Consider the following 25,207-nt stretch of genomic DNA (forward strand, 5'->3'; position numbering starts at 1 on the left):
ATGACAACGGAGGAACCGCTATGTCACAAGATCCATTCCTGGAACGAGAAGCAGAAAAATACGAATCACCTATTCCCAGCCGTGAATTTATTCTGGAACACCTCGCCAAACGTGAAACCCCAGCCAGCCGGGAAGAAATTGGTAACGAACTTAATCTCTCCGGAGAAGAAGCACTGGAAGCCCTGCGTCGCCGTCTGCGCGCGATGGAACGTGACGGGCAGTTAGTCTTTACCCGTCGCCAGTGTTACGCGCTGCCTGAGCGTCTCGACTTGCTGAAAGGCACGGTCATCGGTCATCGCGATGGTTACGGTTTCCTGCGCCTTGAAGGCGTAAAGAAAGACGATGTGTATCTTTCTGCGGAACAAATGAAAATGTGCATCCACGGCGACGTGGTACTGGCACAGCCAGTCGGAACCGACCGTAAAGGCCGCCGTGAAGCTCGCATCGTGCGTGTTCTGGTGCCGAAAACCAGCCAGATTGTGGGTCGCTACTTTACTGACGCTGGCGCCGGTTTTGTGGTGCCTGACGACAGCCGCCTGAGCTTTGATATCCTGATCCCGGCTGACGCCATTAATGGCGCACGCATGGGCTATATGGTGGTCGTTGAGCTGACACAGCGTCCGACCCGACGCACTAAAGCGGTCGGTAAAATCGTTGAGGTCCTCGGGGATAAAATGGGTACCAACATGGCGGTAGATATCGCTCTGCGTACTCATGAAATCCCCCACGTCTGGCCGCCACAGGTGCTGAAACAGGTCGAAGACTTGAGCGAACAGGTGCCGGAAGAAGCGAAAAAAGGCCGTGTCGATTTACGCAGTCTGCCGCTGGTCACCATTGATGGTGAAGATGCGCGCGACTTCGATGATGCCGTATATTGCGAGAAAAAACGCGGCGGTGGCTGGCGCCTGTGGGTGGCCATTGCCGACGTGAGCTATTACGTCCGTCACGGCACGGCGCTGGATGATGAAGCCCGCAGCCGTGCTACGTCGGTGTACTTCCCGTCGCAGGTTGTCCCGATGCTGCCGGAAGTGCTGTCCAACGGCCTGTGTTCCCTGAACCCACAGGTAGACCGCCTGTGCATGGTTTGTGAGATGACGATCTCCGCCCAGGGTAAGCTGACCAGCTCTAAGTTCTACGAAGCGGTAATGAGCTCTCATGCACGTCTGACATACAACAAAGTCTGGCGCATCATCGAAGGCGATCCGGAACTGCGCGAGCAATATTCGCCGCTGGTTAAGCATTTGCTTGAACTGCACACCATGTACAAAATGTTGGATCAGGCGCGTGCAGAGCGCGGCGGTATTGCGTTCGAAACCGAAGAAGCGAAATTTATCTTTAATGCTGAGCGTCGTATCGAACGTGTCGAGCCGACTGTACGTAACGATGCTCATAAACTGATTGAAGAGTGCATGATTCTGGCGAACATCGCTGCCGCACGTTTTGTTGAAAAACATAACGAACCGGCACTGTTCCGTGTGCATGACCGTCCAAGCGATGACCATATCTCCGCGCTGAAAAGCGTGTTGGGTGAACTGGGTCTGGTGATGGGCGGCGGCATGAAGCCTGAGCCGAAGGATTATGCTCAGATCATGGATGAACTGGCCGACCGTCCTGACCGCGAAATGCTGCAAACCATGCTGTTGCGTTCGATGAAACAGGCGATTTACGATCCGGAAAACCGTGGCCACTTTGGTCTGGCGTTACCGTCTTACGGGCATTTCACTTCGCCAATCCGTCGTTATCCGGATCTGGCATTGCACCGTGCGATCAAGTATCTGCTGGCGAAAGAGCATGGCACGCTGAAAGATCGCTGGACGCCGACCGGTGGCTGGCACAGTGATTACGAAGATATGTTGCAACTCGGTGAGCATTGTTCGATGGCGGAACGCCGCGCGGACGAAGCCACCCGCAACGTGGCTGACTGGCTGAAATGCGACTTCATGCAGGATCATGTGGGTGAAGTCTTCACCGGCATTATCGCCAGTGTCACTGGCTTCGGTTTCTTCGTACGCCTCAACGATCTGTTCATTGACGGTCTGGTGCACGTCTCATCGCTTGACAACGATTATTACCGTTACGATAACATCGGCCAGCGTCTGGTGGGCGAATCCTCCGGCGCGGTTTATCGCCTGGGCGATACGGTAGAAATTCGCGTCGAAGCGGTGCACATGGACGAACGTAAAATCGATTTCGCGCTGGTGTCCAGCACCCGCAAAGCGCGGGGCGAAGGCAAAACCGCGCGTGACCGCGCGAAAAAAGGGGGCGAACGTACCCTGCGTTCTGCTGCGCCAGCCAACGCTGGCCGTCGCCGCAGCGCTAAGAAAAACGTGAACTTTGAACCGGACAGCGCATTCCGCAAAGATGATGCGAAACCGGCAAAACCTAAGAAAGAAAAAGCAGTCAGTGCTGTGGGTAAAGACGGTAAGCCGAAGAAAGCCAAAAAGCCTTCTGACAAAACCGCAAAAATTGCGGCGGCGACCAGAGCCAAACGCGCGAAGAAAAAGCAGTCTGACAGCTAATCCTTTCTGACGATTCTTCTATGATAGAATCGTCTGTAACTATCCTTACTAAATTGCGGACAGCATGCTGTCCGCAAGTCTATTTTAAAGAGCATCATGAGCGAAATTATTTACGGTATTCATTCCGTTAAAGCCTTACTCGACAACGATCCGCAACGCTTTCTGGAAGTTTTTATCCTGAAAGGCCGTGACGATAAACGCCTGAAACCGCTGATCGACGAGCTGGAAGCCAGCGGTATCGTCATCCAGGTGGCGAGCCGCCAGTGGCTGGATGAGAAATCCGAAGGTGCTGTGCATCAGGGGATCATCGCGCGTGTGCGTGAAGGTCGTCAGTATCAGGAAAATGACCTGCCTGCGTTGCTCGAAAGCCTTGATTGTCCGTTCCTGCTGGTGCTTGATGGCGTAACGGACCCGCATAATCTGGGCGCCTGTCTGCGTACTGCGGATGCCGCCGGGGTTCACGCGGTAATTGTTCCGCGTGACCGTTCTGCGAAACTGAATGCTACTGCGAAGAAAGTCGCCAGCGGTGCCGCTGAAAACGTGCCGCTGATCAACGTGACCAATCTGGCGCGTATATTGCGCGTACTGCAGGAACATAATGTCTGGATCGTCGGCACGGCCGGTGAGGCCGATCATGATCTGTTCCAGAGTAAAATGACAGGCCCGATGGCACTGGTGATGGGGGCGGAAGGTGAAGGCATGCGCCGGCTGACCCGCGAACATTGTGACGAGCTGATCAGCATCCCCATGGCGGGGAGTGTCTCTTCCCTGAACGTTTCTGTAGCCACCGGTGTTTGTCTGTTCGAAGCGGTTCGCCAGCGCGGTCTGAAGAAGAGTTGATTGTTATTTTTTGCGCTGATTAAAACGGGAGCCTCAGGGCTCCCGTTTGCATTTCTGCGTTTGTGATCTGTCCGCCTGTTAATTCCCCGATTTTTACCATACTTACGCCATATCCTTTTGACAGGGAGCAGGCGATGGACTGGGAAACACACCGGGTTTTCAATCAACCCAAGCCGCTGAGTAACAGTAATTTATTTCTTTCCGATACGCCGCTGCGTGAAGCGGTTTCCCGCCAGCAGGCGGGCTGGGATGCAGATGTGCTGGCGTCCCTCGGGCAACAATTAGGTTCTGCGGAATCGCTTGAGCTGGGAAGGCTGGCGAATGCTAATCCGCCTGATCTTTTGCGCTATGACGCTACCGGCGAGCGTCTTGATGACGTGCGTTTCCACCCGGCATGGCATCTGCTGATGCAGGGGCTGATCGCCAACCGTGTGCACAATTTACCGTGGCAGGAAGATGCGCGGGTGGGAGCAGTAGTGGCGCGTGCAGCGCGTTTTATTCTTCACGGCCAGGTTGAAGCGGGGACGCTATGTCCGGTGACAATGACATTTGGTGCGATCCCGCTGCTGCAAAAATATCTTCCGCCGGATTTCAGTGGCTGGATGAAACCCCTGTTATCTGACCGTTATGATCCGCATCTGCAAGCCGGCGATCAGAAGAAAGGCGTGCTGATCGGTATGGGCATGACGGAAAAACAGGGGGGCTCGGACGTGCTCAGTAACACCACGCGGGCGACAGCGCTGGAAGGCCGCGGTAGCGGAAAACCTTATCACCTGGTGGGGCACAAATGGTTTTTCTCCGTGCCGCAAAGTGATGCACATCTGGTGCTGGCGCAGGCAGGTGGCGGACTTTCCTGTTTCTTTTTGCCACGGATTTTGCCTGACGGGTCACGCAATGCTATCCGCATTGAGCGGCTGAAGGACAAACTCGGTAACCGTTCGAATGCCAGCAGTGAAGTGGAGTTTCAGAACGCCACTGGCTGGTTGCTGGGAGAGGAAGGTGAAGGCATTCGTCATATCCTCAAAATGGGCGGTCATACACGGTTTGACTGTGCGCTGGGCAGCCACGCCATGATGCGCCGGGCATTGTCCGTAGCGTTGTATCATGCGTTCCAGCGACAGGTGTTTGGTAAACCCTTAACCGAACAGCCTATGATGCGTCAGACACTCAGCCGGATGGCGTTATATCTGGAAGGGCAAACTCTGCTACTGATGCGTCTGGCTACTGCTTGCGGAGAGCGCAATAATCCGGCGGAACAATTGTTATGCCGCCTGCTCACGCCCGCGGCGAAGTTCGAAGTCTGCCGTCAGGGGATGCCGTTTGTAGCCGGGGCGATGGAAGTGCTGGGGGGGATTGGCTATTGCGAAGATAGCGAGTTACCGCGTTTGTATCGCGAAATGCCGGTCAACAGTATCTGGGAAGGGTCGGGAAATATCATGTGTCTTGATGTGCTGCGCACGCTGAAAAAGCTGCCTGCCAGTGCGGAAATGGTTCAGCAGATTTTGCAGCAGGTGCGCGGACAAAACCGCATCTTTGACCGGGTGTCACGCCAGTTTTTACACCGGCTGCATGCGCCGGAAGAAGCGCAAGGGCGCTGGCTGACCGGCCAGCTATGTAACCTGATGACAGCGACGCAAATGCTGGCGTTTGCGTCGCCACCGGTGGCAGATGCGTGGTGTCGCATGGTGCTGGATCCGCGCGGAGAAACACGGCTGCCGGAACGGCTATGTCAGTTACTGCTCAACCGCGCCATCGGCGCTGAATAACGAACGTTTAGCGGTAAAGTATGGCCTGAGAATACCAGCGGCCTGGCATGATGGTTTCGCTGTTAAACATAATCACGTAGTAACGGGCACCCGCAGCGTCGGCTTTGCGCTGGATTTCGGCTTCGGCATCCATCGGGCTGCCAATCACGTCAGCAGTAACATTACCAATTTTGGTCAGCGTGGAGGTTTGCGCCCGGGTAATTTCCTGCGCTTTGTCCGTCGGTGCAGGCGGTGCAACCGGTACGGTTTGCGTCAGATGACTGCAACCATTCAGTGCCACCAGTAAAAGCAGCAGGGCAGGGCGTCGGAGAAATGTCATCGTGATTTCCGGTAAAAGGGTAATGATCAAAGTGTAGCCCTTTCACCGGTATGCTGGCGAGTCTGCGTGGCATTTATTGCCGCGCAGACTCGCATTCTATCGTTCGGAAATTTTAAAGACGCTGACCAGTTGTGAGAGATGGCGACCTTGTTCACTGAGTGCCGCCGCAGTTTGCTGGGAATTTTCCACCAGTGTGGCGTTTTCCTGCGTCGCTTTGCCAATCTGCATAATGGCAATATTTACCTGCGAAATACCGGAAGACTGTTCGTGTGCTGCCACATCGATATCGCTCATCAGCACTTTTACCTGATTAATGCCCTGTAAGATATTGCTCATGTTTGCCTGCGTTTTGGCCGCGCTCTGATGGCCGTCTTCGACTTTATTCAGGGAATCTGCGACCAGATTTTCAATCTCTTTCACGGCATTTGAACTGCGCTGCGCCAGTGCCCTGACTTCCGAGGCGACAACCGCAAATCCGCGTCCGTGCTCACCGGCTCTGGCGGCCTCTACGGCGGCATTAAGGGCCAGGATATTAGTCTGGAAGGCAATGCCTTCGATAACGGTTGTGATATCCGCGATGCGCGTTGAAGCGTGTTTAATCGCCTCCATGCTCATGACCGACTGATTCACCGCCTCCGCGCCAACGGTGGCCGCTTTATCGGTCTGTTGCACCAGCTGTGTGGCCTGTGTGGCGTTGTCCGCGGTGTTCTGAACGGTAGCGGTAATCTGCTCCATACTGGCCGATGTTTCTTCAAGACTGCTGGCTTGTGTGCCGATTTGCTGAGTGATCTGATCGCTGTCGTGCGCTAATCCTTGGGTATTCATCATGATTTCAGACGAAACCTGCCGTACCTCGCCGACAATTTTTTCCAGCCCGTGACCAATACCGTCAATGGCATGCATCAGTGCACCAATTTCATCGATGCGCTGCGTCTCAGCGCGCGCACGCAGGTCCCCGCTGGCATATTGTTGTGCGATACGCACGACCTCGCTCAGCGGGCGGCTGACCAGTTTGCGGGTCAGTCCGATAAACAGAGCCGCAAAACACGCCAGCGCCAGCAGGCTTATCAGCAGAAACTGATTGCGCGTACTGTTGACCTGTTCCATCAGGCTGTTTTTATCTGTGCTGCCCACGACCACCCAATGCCAGGCCGGAACATTCGCATATACCATAAATTGCTGATGTTGGCTGGCCGCATCCGTGTATTCGCGCTGGCCTTTTGGCTGCGACATGACCTGTTGTAACTCGCCGTCAGGCCACGCAGGGGTTTTACCTTCCCCGGTCGGATGAACCAGATATTTACCCCGATCTTTCCCCGGTGCACTGTTGAGCACAAAGAAATACCCTTTCTCACCAATACGTTTGGACAGGATTTTCTGGCGCATATCGGCATATTCTGCCGTGATATCGACACCCACGAACAAAATCCCGATCACATTGCCCTGCGCATCGCGCACCGGCTGGTATTTGGTAATGTATTGTTTACCAAATAACGTCGCCAGCCCGTTAAAGGATTGTCCGGCCATGATCTGTGCATAAGCCGGGCTGGTATTGTCGAGCAACGTGCCAATAGCGCGGTTGCCGTCCTGTTTTTTCAGGGACGTGGTTACGCGGATAAAGTCATCGCCGCGTCGGGCAAATATCGTAGAAATTGCGCCGGTGCGTGCCAGAAAATCATCAGGGATTTTACTGTCCAGATTCAGTGGCGTACCACCTGCTTTAATGACCGGTGTGGACTGATTACCCACCATGATCGGGCTGGTAGTGTCCAGTTCGAAATCCGACGGCAGAAAATGACTGAACAGACGCGTATAGCTGTCCACTTCCGCATTCAGGCTGGCGTTGTACATTTCAATCATATCTACCACGCCGGTGACCTGTTCAGAAATGGCGTTAACGGTCAGTTCACTGACCTGCTTTCCGGCAGAATGCGTCAGTGACAAAGTGAAAATAATAAATAAGGTTCCGACGAGCAGAGAGGCGATGCTGGCCAGTTTTGCGCCAATGCTCCACCGTCGAAATGCACGTTTTGATGTTTTTTTCATGGTTTTTTCCCGTTAGCTTCTGATAGCGCACTAACGGCGGAGAACGGGAAAGGATTAATGTTCAAATGTAACTATTTATTTCATTTTAAATTGATCTGAATCAATGAAATAAATGCGAATGTGTGAATTTGGATTAAGGCTGGCCCACTGAAAAAGCGGGTTTCGAATAACGGGTTATAAACCATACGAAAAAGGTTGTGGTCGCGATTTTTCAGACCCGTAGAATATCAACACCGACAGAGACCGAAATTTTTTCTAAATACGCAGGGGAAGATACGATGGTTGAGATGTACGAAGAAAATATTGACGGGATCCAGGTGATTCATGCCGTGCCCGCCGGCCAGTATCAGCAGCAACTCCCGACGATTTTTTTCTATCACGGTTTTCTGTCTTCTAAAGAGATTTACTCGTATTTCGGCTACACACTGGCGAAAACGGGTTTTCGAGTGATCCTGCCTGATGCGTTAATGCACGGCGCACGTGCGGAACACAGTGAAGAGCGCTGTCTGGCGAATTTCTGGCATATTTTACAGAACAATATTGATGAGCTGGCCTTGCTAAAAGAAGCGTTTGTCGGACGGGGTCTGGCGGATCCGCAGCGTTTAGGCGTCGGCGGCGTTTCTATGGGCGGCATGACCACCATGGCAGCGCTGATCAAATTCCCGTGGATTAAAGCGGCGGCAAACCTGATGGGTTCTGGTTATTTTGCGCGTTTATCCCACCATCTTTTCCCTGCTTACAATGCCGGTGGCATTGTGCAGCGTGACATATTTGAACGCGAGATTGCGCCTTTACTGCGTCTGGATTTCAGCGGTAAAGCAGCATTAATCGCAGATATTCCTTTGTTTGTCTGGCATGGTGAAGAAGATGATGTGGTGCCGTTTGGCGAAAGCCAGCGTTTGCGGCAGGAGTTGGCTGAAAGTGGCGCGGATACCCATCTGACTTTTATTTCTGAGGCCGGTGCAAAGCATAAAGTCTCTGTTCATGCGCTGGCTGAAGCCACAGCTTTCTTTGCCGAAAAGCTGTAAAGAAATTAATCTGCCTTTCTCCTTGAGTTTCCCACAGGCTGTACATATAATTGCGCGTCATTTTTTCGACCGCACACAAACACGTTCCTTGCTTCCATGGGCCGCGGTTGACCCTGACAGGAGGCTGAATAATCCGTAAGGAGCAATTCGATGCGTCATTACGAAATCGTTTTTATGGTTCACCCTGACCAAAGCGAACAGGTTCCGGGCATGATCGAGCGTTACAGTGCAGTAATCACTAACGCTGCGGGTCAGATTCACCGTCTGGAAGACTGGGGCCGCCGTCAACTGGCTTACCCGATCAACAAACTGCACAAAGCGCACTACGTTCTGCTGAACGTTGAAGCGCCGCAGGAAGCGATCGATGAGCTGGAAACTAACTTCCGCTTCAACGACGCCGTTATCCGTAGCATGGTTATGCGTACTAAACACGCGGTAACTGAAGCATCTCCAATGGTTAAAGCAAAAGACGAACGTCGTGATCGTCGTGAAGATTTTGCTGAAGCTAATGATGATGCTGAAGCTGGGGATTCTGAAGAGTAATTGCCGTGACGGCGAATCGTCTGGTGTTGTCAGGCACTGTGTGCAAGACCCCCATTCGTAAAGTCAGTCCTTCGGGCATTCCGCATTGCCAGTTTGTGCTAGAGCATAAATCATCGCAGCAGGAAGCCGGATTCAACCGACAAGCATGGTGCAGAATGCCCGTGGTTGTCAGTGGACAAGCGTCACAAGCATTAACTCACAGTATAACGGTCGGCACGCAACTCACTGTTACCGGATTCATTAGCTGCCATCAAGGGCGCAATGGTCTGAATAAAGTGGTGTTACATGCCGAGCAGATTGATTTGATAGATTCTGGAGACTAGCCTAATGGCACGTTATTTCCGTCGTCGCAAGTTCTGCCGTTTCACCGCGGAAGGCGTTGTAGAGATTGATTACAAAGACATCGCTACACTGAAAAACTACATTACCGAAAGCGGTAAAATTGTCCCGAGCCGTATTACCGGTACTCGTGCAAAATACCAGCGTCAGCTCGCTCGTTGCATCAAGCGCGCTCGCTACCTTTCATTGTTGCCATACACTGATCGTCATCAGTAATCGGCCACTGTCTATTAACGACTTTGAGAGGATAAAGTAATGCAAGTTATTCTGCTTGATAAAGTAGCAAACCTGGGCAGCCTGGGTGATCAAGTTAACGTTAAAGCGGGCTACGCTCGTAACTTCCTGGTACCACAGGGCAAAGCTGTTCCTGCTACCAAGAAAAACGTTGAATTTTTCGAAGCACGCCGTGCAGAGCTGGAAGCTAAACTGGCTGACGTTCTGTCCGCTGCTGAAGCTCGCGCAACTAAAATCAACGAACTGGGTTCAGTAACCATCGCGTCTAAATCAGGCGACGAAGGCAAACTGTTCGGCTCTATCGGTACCCGCGATATCGCTGATGCAGTAACTGCTGCTGGCGTTGAAGTTGCTAAAAGCGAAGTTCGTTTGCCGAATGGCGTTCTGCGTACCACTGGTGAACACGAAGTTGAGTTCCAGGTACACAGCGACGTATTCGCTAAACTGAACGTAGTTGTGGTTGCTGAAGCGTAATAACGCGTCAGTTAACCCGTGAAACGCCGGCCTTGTGCCGGCGTTTTGCTTTTCTGCGTTCAGGAAAATGTACAGACAGGGAAAGGATAAAAAACGGATCAGTTGCCGCGCTGGAAACTGCCGTCCGGCTGACGGGTAAATGTCACCGTAACATTTTGATCAGTTGTCACTTGCAGGGCCATGACCACTCCCTGTGCATCACGCTGTATCTTCACTTCCTGCCCGGTCTTCAGAGTGCTCAGCGGTTTGTCCGCTCCTTCTACCCGTGCCATCGAAAATACATCATTGACCGCCATATTATTATCGCGGAACAACTGTGCCAGCGTCTGACCCGATTGCACCTGATAACTGCGCCATGTACCGCTGTTGTCATTACTCTGCGGCTGAACAGGCTCAGGCTGCGCCATTTGCGTAGTACGACCCTGATCGTTACGCAAATCGGCCTGCATGGGGATGCTGGTCGGTTGTTGCGATTGCGACGGTGTATAGGTATTTTCTGGCGTATACGGCCACAACAACGCCAGCAGAATCACCAGGACAGCGAGAATAATGCCGCGGCGGTGTGCATATGGCAGGGGCGACAACCAGTGAAAATCGTCACTCATATGCCAGATTTTGCTCAGCAGCGTTTTGCCCCGGGTTGAGGCGGAAGTTCCGGTCTCCGTTTCTGCAGACGTGATTTCACTCTCACTTTCACTCTCACTTTCACTCTGCGGCGCTGTGGTATCGCGCATCGGCCTTTTCATAATGGCAATCCAGGATCTCAACATGGGTTGATAAATACGGATGGCTTTCCTTCTCCTGGGCGGGATTCTGCCCATGACGACCTCTCTTGTTAACTGTCGTAATGTCGACTGCCTGTTGCTGCCTAGTATAGCTGTTTAACTGCTTGATGCGGAAAGGGACAAAGCACAAATATCACCCAAACGATGCCCTGAAGGCTATCAAATGCGAAAAATTTCCCGAAAAGGGGAAGGAACTGCGTCTGCTGTCATGTTGCCTTACAGAGGATTTTACCCAAAAGCCTTGCGCTGCTATGCTGCGCCTTCGATATTTTTAAGAGCTAAGGAAATTTCATGACTACCCCTTCATTTGACAGCGTAGAAGCGCAGGCAAGTTACGGTATCGGCCTGCAGGTCGGTCAACAATTGCAGGAATCAGGTTTGCAGGGCTTAGAGCCTGACGCACTGCTGGCAGGCTTACGCGATGCGCTGGAAGGGAATACGCCAGCCGTTCCTGTTGACGTGGTTCACCGTGCGCTGCGTGAAGTCCACGAACGTGCTGATACTGTTCGTCGTGAACGTCAGGAAGCTCTGGCTGTTCAGGGGCAGGAATTTCTGGCGGCCAATGCACAGCGCGAAGGCGTGAGCAGCACCGAATCCGGTCTGCAATTCTCTGTCATCACTCAGGGCGAAGGTTCAATCCCGGGCCGCCAGGATCGTGTACGTGTTCACTACACCGGTAAACTGATTGACGGCACTGTGTTCGACAGTTCCGTACAGCGTGGTGAACCGGCTGAATTCCCGGTCAATGGTGTTATCGCAGGCTGGATCGAAGCACTGACCCTGATGCCGGTAGGTTCTAAATGGGAATTGTATATCCCACATAACCTGGCTTACGGTGAACGTGGTGCGGGTGCTTCCATCCCTCCATACAGCGCACTGATCTTTGAAGTTGAGCTGCTGGAAATTCTGTAATTCCTCAGGGATAACAGCAACAGAAAAGGGCGCTTATGCGCCCTTTTCTGTTGCTGAAACCTGACTTATTCGCCACGCAGCGCGCGCGGGAACAACAGGTTGTTTTCCAGATGGATATGCTCCATCAGGTCGGTGATAAATTCGTTGATACCGGCGTACAGTGCCCGCCAGGTCACACACGCCCCGTCAGGCGGCGTTACACCATTGGTCAGGCGTTTAATCTCTTCCAGAATCTGTCCCGCATCATCGTGCTCACGTTCCATGACTGAGATCGGACCGGCGGCCTGACGGCCCATTCCGCCGCGTATCATTGGGAACAGGATCTGTTCTTCTTTCATCATGTGGCTGGTCAGCTCTTCCAGAATCAGTTGCAGTTGAACCGCCAGTCCGTGCGGGCAAGGTAATTTGTCACCGTGTACCCGTTCCACTTTGCCGGCCATCAGAATCAGTTCCGGCAACTCCTGACGGTGACGGTCATGGTAGCGTGGAATAATAAAATCGATAATTTGCGCCAGCGGTGCGGTTTTCCAGTCAGTAGAGGTATCCGGCAGTTGGGCAATTTCAGCAATCTGTTGTTCGATGAGATGAATATCCAGCTCTTTTTTGGTAACCGCGCGCAACAGGGTTTGTTTACCACCGCAGCAAAAATCGAGATCGTACTGACGGAACAAACGTGTAGCACGCGGAATGGCAACAGCCAGAGCGCCAAGGGGTTGGTCGCGATAGTCCATGATGAAGCCTCGTTAAATGAAAGAATCTATAACATGCATTATAAATGCATGTTTAAGTCACGGCTATAGCTCAAAGGAAGTACAGGAAGAAAAAACGCCCCAGGCGGGGCGTTTAAAGGGAGCATTATTTTTGCAAATCGACCCGATAAATCTCGAAACCGATGGCATCCGGGCCTGTTGCCGTCATCGGATATTGAGCGTGGGTTTTGATGAAGTTTGCAGCTTTCTCACCAGGAGAGGTTTCGAAACGGATATCCAGAGGCTGCGATGCCTGAATTGGCGCCAGCTTCCAGTTGTTGTCTGCCGTTGGCGTGACTGCGCCCGCTTTTTTGGTTTCGGCGCCGATGTAGGCCGCAACCACAGAACGGTTTTCATCCGGTGACGCAAACGCGATGTGCGTATCGCCGGTACCTGCGAATTTCCCACCGTAAGCCCGGTAGTTATTGGTGGCAACCAGGAAGGTGGCTTTCAGGTCAATCGGCTTACCGTTGTAGGTCAGGTTTTTAATACGTTCCGCATCTTTATTGATCAGCGTGCATTCACCGTCGAATTTCGCCGGCTGGCTGACATCAATCTGGTAATTCACGCCGTCGATGACGTCGAAATTATAAGTACGGAAACCGTCCCAGTTGATCAGCGACTGCGGTTTAGTGTTGTTCACGTCAATCTGATTAAACTGCCCGGCGGAGCATTCCAGCCAGTCTTTCACTTCCTGCCCGGTGACTTTCATCACCACCAGCGTGTTCGGATACAGATACAAATCCGCTGCATTACGGAAAGTCAGTTCGCCTTTTTCCACTTCCACGAAACTGGCCGGATCGTTTTTACGGCCGCCGACTTTAAACGGCGCCGCAGCAGACAGTACCGGCAGACCGGCTAAATCCGGGTCGCCCTGAATGAAATGTTCGGTATAGGCTTTCTGCGCATTATTGACGATTTGTACCGTCGGGTCGTCCTGAACCAGCGCCAGGTAGCTGTACATATTGTCGTTGGATTTGCCGATTGGCTTACTGACAAATTTACGCGTTGCGTCGTGAGAGGAGGCTAGTACTTTCACCAGACCCTGATCTTCCGCCGCCAGCGATTTCTTCTGCTCTTTATCGTAAATCGGGCGCGCTTCGGCTTTGGCGGTTTCGACTTTCCAACTGCCGCTGTCGTTGTTCAGTACCATATCCACGACGCCCAAATGGTCGCCCCACATGCCCGGCATGACGGCAGGAACGCCATTCAGCGTGCCTTGTCTGATATCCGCGCCTTTGATGCTGGCGAATTCTTCGCTCGGAAAAACGGCGTGCGCGTGGCCGAACAGGATGGCATCGATGCCTTTTATCTGGCTCAGGTAATAGACCGAGTTTTCTGCCAGGGTTTTATAAGGATCGCCCGACAGGCCGGAGTGCGGAATAGCGACAATAATGTCGGCACCTTGCTTACGCATTTCCGGGATCCACTTTTTAGCGGTTTCGGTGATATCCGCCACGGTGACTTTGCCCTGCAGATTGGCTTTGTCCCAAACCATGATTTGCGGCGGCACGAAACCGATATAGCCGATGCGCAGATTATGGGATTTACCTTCTCTGTCTTTTACCGCGTTTTCGGTGATCAGGAACGGCGTGAACAGGGGCTTGCCGGTTTTCACATCAATCACGTTGGCGTTCACGTAAGGGAATTTTGCACCTGCAAGCGCTTTTTGCAGATAATCCAGACCGTAATTAAATTCGTGATTGCCGAGATTGCCTACGGCGTAACCGAGTGTATTCATTGCCAGATATACGGGGTGGACGTCGCCCTGTTTCAGGCCCTTTGCCGCCATATAATCGCCCAGCGGGCTACCCTGAATGATGTCACCATTGTCGACTAATACTGAGTTGGTTGCTTCGTTACGTGCCGCATGGATCAGGCTCGCAGTGCGCGCCAGTCCAAATTTATCGGTCGGTTTATCTTTGTAATAATCGAAGTCCATCATGTTGCTGTGCAGGTCCGTAGTTTCCATAATGCGCAGATCCACCTGTGACGCCTGAACGGATGCCGCCGTCAGTGCCGCCAGCAGGGATAACGTCAGATGACGCTTATTCATTGCCTTGCCTCCAGAGAAAGGGATGATGCCCGTAAAGAAAAACCGGATATGTATCTCAAAGTTTGATGAGAATGTAATCAGCTGTCATGGATAAATGTGAGATATAACAACTTTATGGGCTGACTACATTACGGGATAGCTATTCGTAGTAAAAAAAACTAGGCTTTAGTCATGAGAATTAATGCCCTGAGGTAAACGATGTTAGAGCAGATTTGTCAGTTAGCGCGCGATGCCGGTGACGCGATCATGGCGGTGTATGACGGTGAACAACCGCTCGACGCACGCCATAAAAAAGATGATTCACCGGTCACGGCAGCCGATATTGCCGCGCACCACGTGATTAAAGCCGGCCTGCAAAGGTTGGATCCACAAACGCCGATGCTGTCGGAGGAAGATCCGCAAAGCTGGAGCGAACGTCAGACCTGGACACGCTACTGGCTGGTTGACCCGCTGGATGGCACCAAAGAATTCCTGAAACGTAACGGTGAATTCACTGTGAATATTGCGCTGATCGAAGACGGTATTCCGGTGTTAGGCGTGGTGTACGTGCCGGTGACCCAAGTGATGTACAGCGCTGCAGAAGGCAAAGCCTGGAAAGAAGAGCAGGGCGTGCGTCAGCAGATTGCCGTGAAAGAAGCACATCCGCCGCTGGTGGTTGTCAGCCGTTCACACTTCAGTAATGACCCTGAATTACAGGATTATCTGGCACAACTGGGCGAGCATCAGACTGTGGCGATTGGCTCGTCACTGAAGTTTTGTCTGGTGGCTGAAGGGGCTGCGCAGCTTTATCCGCGCTTCGGGCCGACCAATATCTGGGATACCGGTGCCGGACATGCTGTCGCGCTGGCAGCCGGAGCGCAGGTACATGACTGGAAAGGCCAGACGCTGAACTACGTGCCACGCGAGTCGTTCCTGAATCCGGGCTTCAGAGTGTCTTTATTCTGATATGACACCCCGGTTTGTGGCCGGGGTTTTCACGTTTTATTCTTTTACCAGGCTATCCACCAACATAATCACCTGCTGAACATCCTGCGGCGACAATTGTCCGTCTTTAGCGAATTTAATCACTCCGTTTTTATCCAGCACCACTACCGCCGAGCTTTCCGGTTGCAGTTGCCACGCCTTTTTCACCACGCCGTTGCTGTCGACAATCACCTGCGACCACGGGAATTCACGTTTGCCACTTTCAATGCTTTTGCGCACAAACAGGCCGGTGCCGATAATTGCATCGTCAGTATTGACGATAGTGGTGGTCTGGTAACGGTCATGCGGTAAGTTTGCTGCTCTGATGGCGCTGATCAATGGCTCATTCAACGCTTTAGCGCTGCTTCTTCCCGCCATGTGCTGCACGATACGCACTTTTCCAGGCAGTTTGGCGCTGTTCCATTTGCTGTAACTGAACACATCATTAATGTCATTAAGTTCGCCTTTATCATCCACCCCGACCGGTGCCAGACGCTGACCCACGGTAAAGTTGTGGGCAGAGGCAAAAAGCGAAAATGTCATAAAACTGATCACAAAAAGACTTCTTAAAAGCATAGATTCTCCGGGGCACAAAAGAACAGTCACGCCAATCATAGGACGCTGTAAGTGGTCTGTCCTGTTGGTATGTTAAATTTGTGTTGCTGGTTACAAAATTGCCACATAAGGCAGGGTTATACTGCATTTGAATGTCAGGGTTTAAGACAATACTGAAAAGCAATGTAAAAGCAGTTAAATCCACTGGCAATGCCTGACTGCCCTGCTATGTTATAGGTCTCTTCACTATATTTTTCTGTCCCGGTATCTGTCGCCCTGCGACGTGGCCGGTACTGTAGTGATTTAACGGAGAACAATAGAAAAATGAGAATTTTCCAGCGTTACAATCCGATGAAAGTCGCAAAGTACGTTAAGACACTGTTTCGTGGACGTTTGTATATCAAGGACGTCGGCGCTTTTGAGTTTGACCATGGCAAGATTTTGTTGCCCAAGGTTCGTGATAAGCGCCATTTTAGCGTGATGTCTGAAGTTAACCGGCAGGTTACGCATTTACAGACAGAAATGGGCTAATGGCCTTGCGTGTTGTCACTGCGATTTCGCAGCGTACGCAAAAAAAAACGGCTCCCTGCAGGAGCCGTTAGTGTTTCTGATATTTGAATTTTCCATGCTTGCAAAAAAACGCCTTACCCCTGCGCTTTCTTCTCGTCTTTAATTTCCTGCGGCGTTTTTGGCAACAGAGGGGTCACCGGTTGATCGACAATACGCGTCACCAGTAACTGATCAATCTTGTAGCTGTCGATGTCGACCACTTCGAATTTATAGCCGGCGAATTTCACAAAGTCTGTGCGTTTCGGGATTTTACGCAGCATGAACATCATAAAGCCGCCGATGGTTTCATAGTTGCCGGATTGCGGGAATTCCTCGATATGCAGTACGCGCATCACGTCTTCGATAGGTGTCCCCCCCTCGATCAGCCATGAATGCTCGTCACGTGCCACAATCTGTTCTTCCATGCCCTGACCGACAAGGTCACCCATCAGGGTTGTCATCACGTCATTAAGCGTGATTATGCCAACTACCAGCGCATATTCATTGAGGATAACGGCAAAGTCTTCACCCGCCGCTTTGAAACTTTCCAGCGCTTCGGAGAGCGTCAGGGTATCCGGCACAATCAGCGCATTGCGAATCTGCACGCCGCTGCTCAGCATTAAACTCTGGTTACCCAGCACGCGGTTCAGTAAATCTTTCGAATCGACATAACCGACAACCTGATCAATATGACCGTCACATACCAGGAATTTGGAATGCGGGTGGGTGGCGATTTTCTCTTTAATGCTTTCTTCGCTTTCACGCAGGTCAAAAAATATCACGCTTTCACGTGATGTCATGGAAGACGGTACAGTGCGGGATTCCAGCTCAAACACGTTTTCAATCAGCTCATGTTCCTGCTTACGCAGCACACCCGCCAGCGCACCGGCCTCTACCACCGCATAAATATCGTCGGAGGTGATGTCGTCGTTGCGCACCATCGGTAGTTTGAAAATGCGAAAGATCGTATTGGCCATTCCGTTGAAGAACCACACCATCGGGCGGCAGATCATCAGACAGAAACGCATCGGGTTGACTATACGGACGGCAACCGACTCAGGTGAAATCATACCGATGCGCTTCGGTGTCAGGTCAGCAAACAGAATAAACAAGCTGGTAACCAACACGAAGGAACAGATAAAGCTGATTTGATCCGCCAGTTCAGGCGACATGAAGCGGATGAAAAACGTCTGGAAAGCAGGGGAGAATGCGGCATCACCCACAATACCACCAAGGATCGCGACGGCATTGAGGCCAATTTGCACAACCGTAAAGAACAAACCAGGCGTCGCCTGTAATTTCATAACATGGGCGGCATTGACGTTTCCTTCGTCTGCCAACTGTTTAAGTTTTATCTTGCGGGAAGCAGCCAGCGATATCTCAGACAGCGAGAAAAAGGCACTGATCGCGATTAATAAGAGAATCAGTAAGATACTGTTTAACATAATCTATCCGTTTAACACCGAACTTAACCGGCAGGGAAAGGCACTCATTATTTTTGTTGCTTAAAGAACACCATTTTAAGAAAACCATTAAAAAGTTGTTCAGAAGAAAAAAGCGTTAAGAATGAAAAACAAAGATAATTGCCAGAAATAGTTTCAAGTGCCACATTTGTGACCCGCATAGTATAGCAGCAGCACTGAGACTGCCGCCAGCGCTTAAAAATGCCGCATTATTGCGGCGGCAGACAGACGCCGATGCCGCCTAATCCGCAGTAGCCTTCCGGGTTTTTAAACAGATATTGCTGATGTTCGTCTTCTGCATAATAGAACGGCAGGGCTTCGGTGATTTCCGTGGTGATGGTGCGTTTATCGTTCGCTTCGTCCATCGCTTGCTGGAAACTCGCCAGGCTTGCCAGCGCCTGATCCTGCTGTTCTGCACTCAGCACATACAGCGCGGAGCGATATTGCGTGCCGATATCGCCGCCCTGACGCATGCCTTGCGCCGGGTCGTGATTCTCCCAAAAAATCTGCAGCAGTTTTGCGTAGCTGATCACCGCCGGGTCAAAGACCACACGCACGACTTCCGCATGGCCTGTCTGGCCAGTGCACACTTCCCGATAGGTCGGGTTCGGTGTGAAACCGCCGCTGTAACCGGCTGCTGTGCTGTAAACCCCTTCTTGTTGCCAGAACAAACGTTCTACACCCCAGAAGCAGCCCATCGCAAAAATCGCGACTTCCATGTTATCAGGGACATGTGTCATTGAATGATCGTTTACTGCATGAAGGGTCGCCACCGGCATAGGGGTTGTACGGCCAGGTAACGCTTCTGCCTGAGTGACAGACTGCGTTTTATCGGAAAGTTGCACCACGGGAAACTCCAGTTGTTGCTTTAGTGAACGAGGTTTGTAACAAAAAGTTGGTACGAATAACAACGACCACAGGTCAGTGTTAGTTGTATCTGATTGCGTCTTTGCACACAATACGGAGGACGTTGCTTCGTCGTTGAACATTTTCAGAGGATTAGCACTAAAATGCTTTCATCAGACGTTAAAAAGATGAATCTGCCAAAGACGGGCGGATTATCTCCGGCGGGCATCTGATATTTTAACAGGACAGTAAAATTTAGCAGGAGTGCGTGTGCCACGATATCGTGAACTGGGTTTGTTATTGGTACTGCTGGCCCCCTCACTTTCCATGGCAGCGAAGGTGCGTTTGCAACTGGAAGGCCTGGATGGCGATTTAGAAAGGAACGTCCGCGTTCGTTTATCATCAATTCAAAGCGATGAAGTCGGGGCTAACGGACGGTTCCGTGCCCGTGTGAGTACCGCCATTGAGCAGGGTTTACGGCCACTGGGGTATTATTCGCCGACCATCGATTTTGATTACCGTGAAACGCCGCCGCCGGGGCGTCCGGTTTTGATTGCCAAAGTGACACCGGGAATACCCGTGAAGATCGCTGGCACCCGCGTAGTGATTGAAGGGCAGGCGGAAAAAGATAATGAATTCGAACAGCTCAAACAGCGCGATGTACCTGCGGTAGGGACGATTTTAAACCACGGGACGTACGACAATTTCAAAAGCGCATTGACCGGCATTGCCCTGCGCAAAGGCTATTTTGACGCCACGATGCGCAAAAGCCAGCTGGGCGTCATCGAAGATGAACACAAAGCGTTCTGGGACATTCAGTTCGACAGCGGTGAGCGTTACCGCTTCGGTGACGTCCATTATCAGGGATCGCAGATCCGTGATGAATATCTGCAAAATCTGGTGCCATTCCATCAGGGCGATTATTACACCACCGCGCAACTGGCTGAACTTAACCGTCGCCTGTCTGCTACCGGGTGGTTTAATTCCGTTGTCGTGTCCCCAGATTTTACTGATGCCAAAACCACGAAAACTTTGCCGCTGAATGCCGTGGTGTCACCGCGTACCGAAAATACGATCGAAACCGGTATCGGTTATTCCACGGACATCGGCCCGCGGGTGACGGCCAACTGGAAGAAACCGTGGGTTAACGATCGCGGGCAGAGTTTTGAAACCTCAACCACGCTTTCCGGACCGGAGCAATCTTTAGATCTCAGTTATAAAATTCCGCTGCTGAAATCCCCGCTGGAACAATACTATCTGGTGCAGGGCGGCTTCAAACGTGAAGATCTTAACGATACCAATTCAGATTCCACGACGGTGAACCTGGCGCGTTATTGGGATCTTTCCAGCGGCTGGCAACATGCGGTCAATCTGCGCTGGAGCCTCGATCACTTTACGCAGGGTAGCGTCACCAATACCACCATGTTGATCTACCCGGGCGTCAGTCTCAACCGCACGCGTCAGCGCGGCGGCCTGATGCCAACCTGGGGCGATTCCCAGCGTTATTCTCTTGATGTGTCCAACACCACCTGGGGGTCTGACGTCGATTTTGCAGTCGTTCAGGCGCAAAACGTTTGGATCCGTACGCTGGCTGACAAACATCGTTTCGTATTTCGTGGCAATCTCGGCTGGATTGAAACCAACGATTTTGAGCGTGTGCCGCCGTCCCTGCGCTTCTTCGCCGGGGGTGACCGCAGCATTCGCGGCTACAAATACAAATCCATTTCTCCGCGGGATGACGAAGGCAAACTGACCGGTGCGTCCTATCTGGGCACCGGTTCGGTGGAATATCAGTACAACGTAACCGGAAAATGGTGGGGTGCGGTGTTTGTCGATTCCGGCGAGGCGGTTAATGACATTACACAAAACGATTTCAAAACCGGTGCGGGTGTGGGTGTGCGCTGGGCTTCACCGATCGGCCCGGTGAAACTCGATGTTGCCGCCCCTGTGGGTGACAAAGATGAGCATGGATTGCAGTTTTATATCGGCTTGGGTCCGGAATTATGAGTTTATTTAAAAAGATCTGCCTGGGATTCCTGATTTTCCTGGTGTTGTTAATCAGCCTGGTGGCCTTTCTGGTCGGCACACAAACCGGCCTGCATCTGTTAATCAACGGCGCTAACCGCTTTGTGCCGGGGCTGAACATTGCCAGTACCGAAGGTGGATGGCGTGACCTGACGCTGAAAGGTGTGCATTACGAAATGCCGGGCGTCGATGTCAAAGCCGGGGAGTTTCACCTCTCCCTTGATTTCTCCTGCCTGAAAAACAGCGCGCTGTGCGTCAATGCGTTGCGGGTTAAAGACGTTAATGTGGTGGTCAATACCCAAAAAATGACACCCGCCGCCGCACAACCTGAGCCCGAAAACAGCGAGCCGCTGACCAATCTCAGCACGCCGTATCCGATCACGTTGCGCTTACTGACGCTGGATAACATTAATATCACGCTGGATGACCGGGCTATTTCTCTGGCGTCATTCCGTACAGGGGCCCGCTGGGAAGGCCGCGCAATCCAACTGATGCCCACGCGCATTGGCGGGTTACTGATTGCGCTGCCGAAAACGCCGGTCAGCCCGTTACCGGAAGTGGTACAGGCCGCGCAGGATAAAGCCGTCGAAAAAGCGACCGGCAAACCAGCGGAACCGGCGGCGGTCGTGCCGGAGAAGCCGCTGGGTGAAACCTTGCAGGCATTGTTCGCCAAACCGCTGCTGCCTGAGCTTCCTGATTTCCGTCTGCCGGTCGATCTGGATATTCAGCAAATTCTCGCCGAAAACCTGCGCCTCACCGGTGACACTGATGTGCTGATCACCCGTTTCGAGCTGAAAGCCAGTACGCAAAATCAGCGTGTGACGCTGGATAAACTGATCGTTCGCTCGCCGCAGGGCTCGGTGGATGGTGTGGGGCAGGCGACACTCAACCAGAACTGGCCGGTTGAAATGACCGTCAATACCGCCGTGAATATCGATCCGCTGAAAGGCGAGAAGATCAAACTGAAAGTGGCGGGCGGGCTGCGCGATAAGCTGGATGTTGGTCTGAATCTTTCCGGCCCGGTCCGTGCTCAGCTTGCGCTGCAAACGCAACTGGCAGAAGCCGGATTGCCGCTGGACCTGAAACTCAGCAGCGATGCACTGCAATGGCCGCTGACTGGTACACCGCAATATCAGATGAAAGGTTTCACGTTTAACGTCAGCGGTAAAGCGACCGGTTATGCACTTTCGCTACGTTCCGATTTCAAAGGCGCTCAGATCCCGCCTGCCACATTGACGCTTGACGGTACAGGCAATGTTGAGCAGTTCAGGCTGAAGTTACTGCGTCTGGCCGCGCTGGAAGGGAATGCCGACCTGACCGGTGTGGTGGACTGGAGTAAAGCCATCAGCTGGAACAGTGAACTGAAGCTGACCGGCATTAACACAGCCAAACAATATCCGGACTGGCCGTCGAAGTTGCAGGGCAAAATCACCACGCGCGGCAGCCTGTATGGCGGTACGTGGCAGATGCAGATCCCCGTATTGGACCTGACCGGGAATGTTAAGCAAAACGCCGTTAAGGCGCAGGGTAACGTGCGTGGAAACAGTTACGGTCAGTGGGATATTCCACAACTGCACCTGGAACTGGGCCGCAACAATCTGGATGTAAAAGGCACACTCAGCGATACCTGGGATCTGGACGCCAAAGTGGACGCGCCGCATCTTGATGGCGCTTTACCGGGGCTGGGCGGCGTAGTGAAGGGAATGCTGCAACTGCGCGGGGATCTTAAGGCACCGAAGTTGCTGGCGGATCTGACCGCGACGGGTCTGAAATGGCAGGCATTGACGGTGCGCCGCGTGGATATTAAAGGCGATGTCAGCTCTACCGATCAGATCCAGGGCAACCTTGCCGTGCGTGTTCAGCAGCTTAAACAGGATGCGCTGGATATTACCGATATCAATCTCGATGCCAAAGGTGACGAGAAAAAACATGAACTGACGTTAAAAGTTGAGGGCAAACCGGTTTCAGGTCACCTGGCGCTGAACGGTAGTTTTGACCGTGCGACCGAGGAATGGAAAGGCAGTATCACCAATACTTTGTTTGATACCCCGGTCGGACAGTGGCGTCTGAACCGTTCGGTTGCACTGGATTATTTCAATAAAGAGCAGCGAATTACCGTTGGCCCGCATTGCTGGCAAAACCCGAACGCGGATTTATGTGTGCCGAAAACAATTGATGCCGGTGCCAGCGGACAGGCGAGTGTGGTACTCAACCGTTTTGACCTGGCGATGATCAAACCTTTCCTGACGGATGACACACAACTGAGTGGTGTTTTCAGTGGGAAAGCCGATGTGAGCTGGAAAGCGGAAGGTGGTCTGCCGCAGGCCAGCGTTTCACTGGTGGGTAAAGGTGTCAAAGTTCAGCAACTGGTACAGGGCAGCCCGCTGCCGGTAGCATTTGATACGCTGAATCTGAACGCCGGGCTGAACAACGGGCGTGCCAGTCTCGACTGGCTGATTAAAATCACTCACAACGGTCAGCTTGACGGCAGCATCCAGATTGCCGATCCGCAGGGAAAACGTAACCTCAGCGGTAATGTGAATATTGCCCGTATCTCAATGGACTTGCTGCAGCCCGCGCTGATGGACGGTGAAAAAGCCTCGGGTATTTTGAATGCCAGTCTGCGTCTCGGCGGCAATGCACAGAAGCCGCTGGTCTTCGGCAAACTGGCACTAACCGATGTGGATTTTGACGCGCAATTTATGCCGTTTGATATCACTGATGCCAATATAGGCATCAATTTCAACGGCATGTCTTCCATCATGGAAGGGGTAATCAAAACGGCACAGGGCCAGCTCGAACTGAACGGTAACGCCGACTGGAGTGAGCTTAACGCCTGGCGCGCCCGGATTGCGGCCCGTGGCAACAAAGTGCGGGTTTCCGTGCCGCCGATGGTCCGTCTGGACGTTTCGCCGGATTTAGTGTTTGATGCCACACCGCAGTTGTTCTCGTTAAACGGAACGGTAGATATTCCCTGGGCGCGCATTACGGTGCAGGAGTTACCGGAAAGCGCTGTAGGCGTATCGTCGGATGAAGTGATGCTCAACGATCAGCGTCAGCCGATCGCACCGGCTTCAGCCTCTATTCCGATCAATAGCAATCTGATGGTGAACATTGGTAAAGATGTCCGCCTCGATGCCTTTGGCCTGAAGGCCCGGCTGGAAGGTGCGCTGAAAGTGGCACAGGACAGCCGAGGTCTGGGACTGAACGGGCAAATTAATATTCCGTCCGGACGCTTCCACGCCTACGGGCAGGATCTTATTGTGCGTAAAGGCCAGTTGCTGTTTTCCGGTCCGGCGGACCAACCGCTACTGAATCTGGAAGCGATCCGCAACCCGGATGCGACAGAAAATGATGTAGTGGCTGGTTTGAGAGTGACCGGTGAGGCTGATGCGCCTAAACTTGAAATATTCTCAGATCCGGCGATGTCGCAGCAGGAAGCCTTGTCCTACCTGCTTCGCGGGCAAGGACTAGACAACTCCGGAGGAGACAGCGGCGCAATGACTTCAGCCCTTATCGGGTTAGGGGTTGCGCAAAGTGGTAAACTTGTGGGTAAAATCGGCGAGGCATTCGGTGTCAGCAATCTGGCGCTGGATACTCAGGGCGTGGGAGACAGCTCTCAGGTCGTGGTCAGTGGTTATGTTTTGCCGGGCTTACAGGTGAAATATGGCGTCGGAATATTCGACTCACTGGCAACGCTCACCCTGCGCTACCGGTTGATGCCCAAACTTTACCTGCAGGCGGTATCGGGCATCGATCAGGCATTGGATTTGCTCTATCAGTTTGAGTTCTAATTCATGTGACTTTTACTATACGAATATAAACATGCGAATAATTGTTTACGGTAGCTTACGACGCAAGCAAGGCAACAGTCATTGGATGACGAATGCTCAATGGTTGGGTGACCATGAGCTGGAAGGGTACGCCCTGTATAATCTGGGTCATTATCCTGCTGTTATACCAGGGGAAGGCAAAGTCTATTGCGAAGTTTACCGCATTAACTCGTCCATTATGGCTGAGTTAGATGAGCTGAAAAGTAATACGAAAGATTATCGTCGTGAGCTGATTTCGACACCTTATGGCAGCGCCTGGATTTACCTCTACATTCGCTCACTGGATGGTGTGCCGAGAATTGAGGGTGGCGACTGGGTTAAGCGTAACGAAGCAGTAAGTGAGTAATCTGAGCAAGGTCGTCT

Annotated in this window: 22 protein-coding genes; 14 read left to right on the forward strand and 8 right to left on the reverse strand. The window is 52.3% G+C overall.

Going from position 1 to position 25,207, the window contains the following annotated elements; genetic code table 11:
* Positions 1-20 precede the first annotated feature (20 nt).
* The 3 genes from rnr to ETV65_RS17560 all read left to right on the forward strand — a co-directional run bounded on the left by rnr (position 21) and on the right by ETV65_RS17560 (position 5,125).
* Positions 21-2,519 carry a ribonuclease R gene (rnr, locus tag ETV65_RS17550; RefSeq protein WP_129954263.1) on the forward strand — a complete coding sequence of 833 codons (2,499 nt, stop codon included), beginning with the start codon at positions 21-23 and terminating at the stop codon, positions 2,517-2,519.
* Between the two features lie 96 nt (positions 2,520-2,615).
* Complete coding sequence (gene rlmB, locus ETV65_RS17555) at positions 2,616-3,359, forward strand: 23S rRNA (guanosine(2251)-2'-O)-methyltransferase RlmB (protein WP_129954265.1); 744 nt, start codon at positions 2,616-2,618, stop codon at positions 3,357-3,359.
* Between the two features lie 134 nt (positions 3,360-3,493).
* Positions 3,494-5,125, forward strand: coding sequence for an isovaleryl-CoA dehydrogenase (locus ETV65_RS17560; RefSeq protein WP_129954267.1), 1,632 nt, complete (start codon positions 3,494-3,496; stop codon positions 5,123-5,125).
* Between the two features lie 7 nt (positions 5,126-5,132).
* Here the strand turns inward: ETV65_RS17560 and bsmA are convergent, their stop codons facing one another.
* Positions 5,133-5,444: a biofilm peroxide resistance protein BsmA gene (gene bsmA / locus ETV65_RS17565; protein WP_129954269.1), complete on the reverse strand. Its 312-nt coding sequence runs from the start codon at positions 5,442-5,444 to the stop codon at positions 5,133-5,135.
* A 96-nt stretch (positions 5,445-5,540) separates the two neighbouring features.
* The gene (locus ETV65_RS17570) at positions 5,541-7,490 is read right to left on the reverse strand and encodes a methyl-accepting chemotaxis protein (RefSeq protein WP_129954271.1); all 1,950 of its coding nucleotides are present in this window, start codon (positions 7,488-7,490) and stop codon (positions 5,541-5,543) included.
* Positions 7,491-7,768: 278 nt separating this feature from the next.
* Between ETV65_RS17570 and yjfP the strand changes: the two genes are divergently transcribed.
* From yjfP to rplI, 5 genes are all read left to right on the forward strand, one after another.
* The gene (yjfP, locus tag ETV65_RS17575; protein WP_129954273.1) at positions 7,769-8,518 is read left to right on the forward strand and encodes an esterase; all 750 of its coding nucleotides are present in this window, start codon (positions 7,769-7,771) and stop codon (positions 8,516-8,518) included.
* A gap of 150 nt (positions 8,519-8,668) precedes the next feature.
* Positions 8,669-9,061, forward strand: a complete 393-nt coding sequence (rpsF, locus tag ETV65_RS17585) for a 30S ribosomal protein S6 (RefSeq protein WP_013573776.1) — start codon at positions 8,669-8,671, stop codon at positions 9,059-9,061.
* Between the two features lie 5 nt (positions 9,062-9,066).
* Positions 9,067-9,384: a primosomal replication protein N gene (priB, locus tag ETV65_RS17590; protein WP_013573777.1), complete on the forward strand. Its 318-nt coding sequence runs from the start codon at positions 9,067-9,069 to the stop codon at positions 9,382-9,384.
* A gap of 4 nt (positions 9,385-9,388) precedes the next feature.
* Complete coding sequence (gene rpsR / locus ETV65_RS17595) at positions 9,389-9,616, forward strand: 30S ribosomal protein S18 (RefSeq protein WP_002210155.1); 228 nt, start codon at positions 9,389-9,391, stop codon at positions 9,614-9,616.
* A gap of 39 nt (positions 9,617-9,655) precedes the next feature.
* Entirely contained in the window at positions 9,656-10,108 is a 453-nt protein-coding gene (gene rplI / locus ETV65_RS17600; RefSeq protein ID WP_129954277.1) for a 50S ribosomal protein L9, read from the forward strand.
* A 98-nt stretch (positions 10,109-10,206) separates the two neighbouring features.
* On the opposite strand, the gene ETV65_RS17605 is transcribed toward rplI, so the two are convergent.
* Positions 10,207-10,929 carry a LysM-like peptidoglycan-binding domain-containing protein gene (locus ETV65_RS17605; RefSeq protein WP_129954279.1) on the reverse strand — a complete coding sequence of 241 codons (723 nt, stop codon included), beginning with the start codon at positions 10,927-10,929 and terminating at the stop codon, positions 10,207-10,209.
* A gap of 255 nt (positions 10,930-11,184) precedes the next feature.
* Here ETV65_RS17605 and fklB point away from each other — a divergent pair, with 255 nt between their 5' ends.
* On the forward strand, positions 11,185-11,805 hold the full coding sequence (gene fklB, locus ETV65_RS17610; protein ID WP_129954281.1) for an FKBP-type peptidyl-prolyl cis-trans isomerase: 621 nt from the start codon (positions 11,185-11,187) through the stop codon (positions 11,803-11,805).
* 65 nt (positions 11,806-11,870) lie between these two features.
* Here fklB and ytfE read toward each other — a convergent pair whose 3' ends face one another.
* Positions 11,871-12,536, reverse strand: coding sequence for an iron-sulfur cluster repair protein YtfE (gene ytfE / locus ETV65_RS17615; protein WP_129954283.1), 666 nt, complete (start codon positions 12,534-12,536; stop codon positions 11,871-11,873).
* A 124-nt stretch (positions 12,537-12,660) separates the two neighbouring features.
* Positions 12,661-14,610: a bifunctional 2',3'-cyclic-nucleotide 2'-phosphodiesterase/3'-nucleotidase gene (locus ETV65_RS17620; protein WP_129954285.1), complete on the reverse strand. Its 1,950-nt coding sequence runs from the start codon at positions 14,608-14,610 to the stop codon at positions 12,661-12,663.
* A gap of 198 nt (positions 14,611-14,808) precedes the next feature.
* Here ETV65_RS17620 and cysQ point away from each other — a divergent pair, with 198 nt between their 5' ends.
* Positions 14,809-15,555, forward strand: a complete 747-nt coding sequence (gene cysQ / locus ETV65_RS17625; RefSeq protein ID WP_129954287.1) for a 3'(2'),5'-bisphosphate nucleotidase CysQ — start codon at positions 14,809-14,811, stop codon at positions 15,553-15,555.
* 36 nt (positions 15,556-15,591) lie between these two features.
* Here the strand turns inward: cysQ and ETV65_RS17630 are convergent, their stop codons facing one another.
* A complete protein-coding gene (locus tag ETV65_RS17630) occupies positions 15,592-16,149 on the reverse strand; it encodes a YtfJ family protein (protein ID WP_129954289.1) in 558 nt (185 codons plus the stop codon).
* A 303-nt stretch (positions 16,150-16,452) separates the two neighbouring features.
* Here ETV65_RS17630 and ETV65_RS17635 point away from each other — a divergent pair, with 303 nt between their 5' ends.
* A complete protein-coding gene (locus tag ETV65_RS17635; protein ID WP_014333674.1) occupies positions 16,453-16,659 on the forward strand; it encodes a DUF1107 domain-containing protein in 207 nt (68 codons plus the stop codon).
* 113 nt (positions 16,660-16,772) lie between these two features.
* Here the strand turns inward: ETV65_RS17635 and ETV65_RS17640 are convergent, their stop codons facing one another.
* Positions 16,773-18,122 carry a hemolysin family protein gene (locus ETV65_RS17640; RefSeq protein ID WP_129954291.1) on the reverse strand — a complete coding sequence of 450 codons (1,350 nt, stop codon included), beginning with the start codon at positions 18,120-18,122 and terminating at the stop codon, positions 16,773-16,775.
* 227 nt (positions 18,123-18,349) lie between these two features.
* Positions 18,350-18,988 carry a peptide-methionine (S)-S-oxide reductase MsrA gene (gene msrA, locus ETV65_RS17645; protein ID WP_129954293.1) on the reverse strand — a complete coding sequence of 213 codons (639 nt, stop codon included), beginning with the start codon at positions 18,986-18,988 and terminating at the stop codon, positions 18,350-18,352.
* 268 nt (positions 18,989-19,256) lie between these two features.
* Between msrA and ETV65_RS17650 the strand changes: the two genes are divergently transcribed.
* Genes ETV65_RS17650 through ETV65_RS17660 form a run of 3 tightly spaced genes read left to right on the forward strand, consistent with a single transcriptional unit; the run spans position 19,257 to position 25,190 of the window.
* The gene (locus tag ETV65_RS17650; protein ID WP_129954295.1) at positions 19,257-20,993 is read left to right on the forward strand and encodes an autotransporter assembly complex family protein; all 1,737 of its coding nucleotides are present in this window, start codon (positions 19,257-19,259) and stop codon (positions 20,991-20,993) included.
* Positions 20,990-24,805 (forward strand): translocation/assembly module TamB domain-containing protein, encoded by a 3,816-nt coding sequence (locus tag ETV65_RS17655; protein WP_129954297.1) that lies wholly within the window; start codon positions 20,990-20,992, stop codon positions 24,803-24,805. The genes ETV65_RS17650 and ETV65_RS17655 overlap by 4 nt, the downstream gene beginning before the upstream one ends.
* Before the next feature lie 31 nt (positions 24,806-24,836).
* Positions 24,837-25,190, forward strand: a complete 354-nt coding sequence (locus ETV65_RS17660; protein ID WP_013573790.1) for a gamma-glutamylcyclotransferase — start codon at positions 24,837-24,839, stop codon at positions 25,188-25,190.
* The last annotated feature ends 17 nt before the right edge of the window (positions 25,191-25,207 follow it).

Origin of the sequence: Rahnella sp. RFA10(1/100) (assembly GCF_004195115.1) — a bacterium.
In the GTDB taxonomy this organism is placed as follows: domain Bacteria; phylum Pseudomonadota; class Gammaproteobacteria; order Enterobacterales; family Enterobacteriaceae; genus Rahnella; species Rahnella perminowiae.

What these genes read in the sequence shown, in the direction of transcription:
- ETV65_RS17605 (WP_129954279.1), bottom strand. Translation starts at nt 10,929, where the DNA reads ATGGGCAGAATCCCGCCCAGGAGAAGGAAAGCCATCCGTATTTATCAA.
- fklB (WP_129954281.1), top strand. Translation starts at nt 11,185, where the DNA reads ATGACTACCCCTTCATTTGACAGCGTAGAAGCGCAGGCAAGTTACGGT.
- ETV65_RS17630 (WP_129954289.1), bottom strand. Translation starts at nt 16,149, where the DNA reads ATGCTTTTAAGAAGTCTTTTTGTGATCAGTTTTATGACATTTTCGCTT.
- rplI (WP_129954277.1), top strand. Translation starts at nt 9,656, where the DNA reads ATGCAAGTTATTCTGCTTGATAAAGTAGCAAACCTGGGCAGCCTGGGT.
- ETV65_RS17620 (WP_129954285.1), bottom strand. Translation starts at nt 14,610, where the DNA reads ATGAATAAGCGTCATCTGACGTTATCCCTGCTGGCGGCACTGACGGCG.
- cysQ (WP_129954287.1), top strand. Translation starts at nt 14,809, where the DNA reads ATGTTAGAGCAGATTTGTCAGTTAGCGCGCGATGCCGGTGACGCGATC.
- ETV65_RS17560 (WP_129954267.1), top strand. Translation starts at nt 3,494, where the DNA reads ATGGACTGGGAAACACACCGGGTTTTCAATCAACCCAAGCCGCTGAGT.
- yjfP (WP_129954273.1), top strand. Translation starts at nt 7,769, where the DNA reads ATGGTTGAGATGTACGAAGAAAATATTGACGGGATCCAGGTGATTCAT.
- bsmA (WP_129954269.1), bottom strand. Translation starts at nt 5,444, where the DNA reads ATGACATTTCTCCGACGCCCTGCCCTGCTGCTTTTACTGGTGGCACTG.
- ETV65_RS17640 (WP_129954291.1), bottom strand. Translation starts at nt 18,122, where the DNA reads ATGTTAAACAGTATCTTACTGATTCTCTTATTAATCGCGATCAGTGCC.
- rnr (WP_129954263.1), top strand. Translation starts at nt 21, where the DNA reads ATGTCACAAGATCCATTCCTGGAACGAGAAGCAGAAAAATACGAATCA.
- ETV65_RS17655 (WP_129954297.1), top strand. Translation starts at nt 20,990, where the DNA reads ATGAGTTTATTTAAAAAGATCTGCCTGGGATTCCTGATTTTCCTGGTG.
- rpsF (WP_013573776.1), top strand. Translation starts at nt 8,669, where the DNA reads ATGCGTCATTACGAAATCGTTTTTATGGTTCACCCTGACCAAAGCGAA.
- ytfE (WP_129954283.1), bottom strand. Translation starts at nt 12,536, where the DNA reads ATGGACTATCGCGACCAACCCCTTGGCGCTCTGGCTGTTGCCATTCCG.
- ETV65_RS17660 (WP_013573790.1), top strand. Translation starts at nt 24,837, where the DNA reads ATGCGAATAATTGTTTACGGTAGCTTACGACGCAAGCAAGGCAACAGT.
- rpsR (WP_002210155.1), top strand. Translation starts at nt 9,389, where the DNA reads ATGGCACGTTATTTCCGTCGTCGCAAGTTCTGCCGTTTCACCGCGGAA.
- ETV65_RS17635 (WP_014333674.1), top strand. Translation starts at nt 16,453, where the DNA reads ATGAGAATTTTCCAGCGTTACAATCCGATGAAAGTCGCAAAGTACGTT.
- ETV65_RS17570 (WP_129954271.1), bottom strand. Translation starts at nt 7,490, where the DNA reads ATGAAAAAAACATCAAAACGTGCATTTCGACGGTGGAGCATTGGCGCA.
- rlmB (WP_129954265.1), top strand. Translation starts at nt 2,616, where the DNA reads ATGAGCGAAATTATTTACGGTATTCATTCCGTTAAAGCCTTACTCGAC.